2 protein-coding genes are annotated in these 3,018 nt (G+C 63.7%); both read left to right on the top strand.

Translation table 11 applies throughout. The annotated features are described in order from the left end of the window. A partial coding sequence (locus tag EN939_RS27705) for an RNA degradosome polyphosphate kinase (RefSeq protein WP_127270904.1) occupies nt 1–1,518 on the top strand: 1,518 nt, incomplete at its 5' end. Beyond that, the coding region (ppx, locus tag EN939_RS27700; RefSeq protein ID WP_127270902.1) for an exopolyphosphatase at nt 1,518–3,018 on the top strand (1,501 nt) is incomplete at its 3' end. The genes EN939_RS27705 and ppx, both read left to right, overlap by 1 nt.

Here is a 3,018-nt window from a genome sequence, read left to right as displayed (position 1 = left end):
AAGCTCTTCCCCGGCTATGAGGTCAAGGGCTCCGGCACGTTTCGCATCATTCGCGATAGCGATATCGAGGTCGAGGAGGAGTCCGAGGACCTCGTGCGCCTGTTCGAAACGGCGCTGAAGCGGCGGCGGCGCGGTTCGGTGATCCGCATCGAATTCGACAGGCTGATGCCTGGCGAATTGCGCGACTTCGTGGCAGGCGAGCTTGGCGTGTCGTCGAGCCGCATCAGCGTGCTCACCGGGCCGCTGGCGCTCAGCCAGATTTCCGAGATCGTCGCCGTCCCTCGCGACGACCTGAAATTCATGCCCTACAATCCGCGTTTTCCCGAGCGTATCCGCGAGCATGGCGGCGATTGTTTCGCCGCCATCCGCGAGAAGGACATCGTCGTCCATCACCCCTACGAATCGTTTGACGTCGTGGTGCAGTTCCTGCGCCAGGCGATGGCCGATCCGGAAGTGGTGGCGATCAAGCAGACGCTTTACCGCACCTCCAATGACAGCCCGATCGTGCGTGCGCTGGTCGACGCGGCCGAGGCCGGCAAGTCGGTCACCGCGCTGGTCGAGCTCAAGGCGCGTTTCGACGAAGAAGCCAACATTCGCTGGGCGCGCGATCTGGAGCGTGCCGGCGTGCAGGTCGTGTTCGGCTTTCTCGAGCTGAAAACCCATTCGAAAATGTCGCTGGTGGTGCGGCGCGAGGACGGCAAGCTGCGCAACTACGTGCACCTCGGCACCGGCAACTACCATCCGGTAACGGCGCGCATCTACACCGACCTGTCCTTCTTCACCACCGATCCGACGATTGCCCGCGATGTCGCCCAGCTGTTCAATTTCATCACCGGCTATGCCGAGCCGACCGACGAAATGCGGCTTGCGATCTCGCCGTTCACGCTGAGAAGCCGCATCCTGAAGCACATTGCCGACGAGATTGCCTACGCGGTGCAGGGGAAACCGGCGCGCATCTGGATGAAGATGAACGCACTCGTCGATCCGATTATCATCGACGCGCTCTACGATGCCAGCCGGGCCGGCGTCGAGGTCGACCTGGTCGTGCGCGGCATCTGCTGCCTGAGGCCGCAGGTTCCGGGCCTGTCGGAAAACATCCGCGTAAAATCGATCGTCGGCCGTTTTCTCGAGCACAGCCGCATCTATTGTTTCGGCAACGGTCACGGCCTGCCGTCGGACGAGGCGATCGTCTACATCTCCTCGGCCGATCTGATGCCGCGCAATCTCGACCGCCGCGTCGAAACCATGGTGCCGATCACGAATCCAACTGTGCACGAACAGATCCTTGGCCAGATCATGCTGGGCAACATCATGGACAATCAGCAAAGTTTCGACGTATTGGCTGATGGAACCTCCCGGCGCGTCGTGCTGGAGGAGGGCGAGGAACCGTTCAACGCGCAGGAATATTTCATGACCAATCCGAGCCTGTCGGGACGGGGTGACGCGCTGAAGTCGCATGCGCCCAAGCGCATTGCGCAGTTCAAGCGCCGCAAGAAGAACGCTGCAGCGTCCGGCTGATGCTGTCTGATTCCCAGGGCCGGCTGCAGGACCGCCGACCGCTGTCCATCATCGACATCGGATCGAACTCGATCCGCCTCGTCGTCTATGAGGGGCTGGCGCGCTCGCCGACCATGCTGTTCAACGAAAAGATGCTGGCCGGTCTCGGCCGGGGCATCGTTTCGACCGGCAAGCTCGACCCCGAGGCGGTGACGCGCTCGATGGAAGAGTTCCGTCGCTTTCGCGCGCTTTCCGACCAGGCCGGCGCCGAGCAGATGTATGTGCTGGCCACCGCCGCGGCCCGCGAGGCGGTCAATGGCCCTGATTTCATCCACCGCGCCGAGGAGGTGCTGAAGACCGAGATCCGTGTCATCAGCGGCCGTCAGGAAGCGTATTATTCGGCGCTCGGCGTCATTTCCGGCTTCCATCCGGCCGACGGCATCGCCGGCGATCTGGGCGGCGGCAGCCTCGAACTGGTCGACGTCGCCGGCGAAGCGATCGGCGACGGCATCACACTGCCGCTGGGCGGCTTGCGCCTGCAGGACATGGCGAAGAACTCGCTGACCCAGGCGGCGAAGATCGCGCGTGACGAACTGGCGAAGGCCAAGCTGCTGAAAGGCGGGCAGGGCAGGCCTTTCTACGCCGTCGGCGGCACCTGGCGAAATCTCGCCCGGCTGCACATGGAAATGACCAACTATCCGCTTGGCGTCATGCACCATTACGAGATCTCGGCCGAAAGCGCGGCGAATTTCCTCAAGCAGGTGGCCAAAGCCGAGATCGAGAAGGTCAAGGGCATCGAAGGCGTTTCCAAGAACCGCCGTTCGCTGCTGCCCTATGGCGCCGTCGTGCTGCAGGAGATCATGGCGGCGATGCAGCCGTCGAAGATCATCGTCTCGGCGCTCGGCGTGCGTGAAGGCTTTCTCTATTCGCTGCTCGACGAGGCGGAGCAGAAGGCCGATCCGCTGATTTCGGCCTCGGAGGAGCTTGCACGCCTGCGCTCGCGCTCCGTCACCCATGCGCATGAACTTGTCGACTGGACCGCCAAAACCTTTGCCGCCTTCGGCATCGACGAGACCGAGGACGAGGCGCGCTATCGCCACGCGGCCGCATTGCTGGCCGATATCGGCTGGCGCGCGCATCCCGAATATCGCGGCAAGCAATCGCTCAACATCATCGCGCACGCCTCCTTCTTCGGCGTCGACCATCCCGGCCGTGCCTTCCTGGCCATGGCCAACGCCTATCGTCACGACGGCATCTTCAACGAAGCCATCGCCCCCGAGATCAAGGCGTTGGCGCCGCCGCGTTATCTGGAGCGGGCGCGCGTGCTCGCCGCGATGATGCGCGTCGTCTACCTGCTGACGGCGTCGATGCCGGGCATCATGCCCAGGCTGAAATGGGAACAGCGCGCCAACGGCGTGCTGGCGCTGGTCTTGCCGGCATCGCTGGCCGATCTCTATGGCGAGCGGCCGGCCGGGCGCCTGGCGCAACTGGCAAGGATCACCAACCGCCGTCTGGTGCTGG

It is taken from the genome of Mesorhizobium sp. M7A.F.Ca.CA.002.05.1.1, assembly GCF_003998335.1.
Classification (GTDB): Bacteria; Pseudomonadota; Alphaproteobacteria; order Rhizobiales; family Rhizobiaceae; genus Mesorhizobium.
The sequence above is the reverse complement of the archived record's forward strand: the minus strand, read 5'-3'. Positions and strand labels throughout refer to the sequence as shown.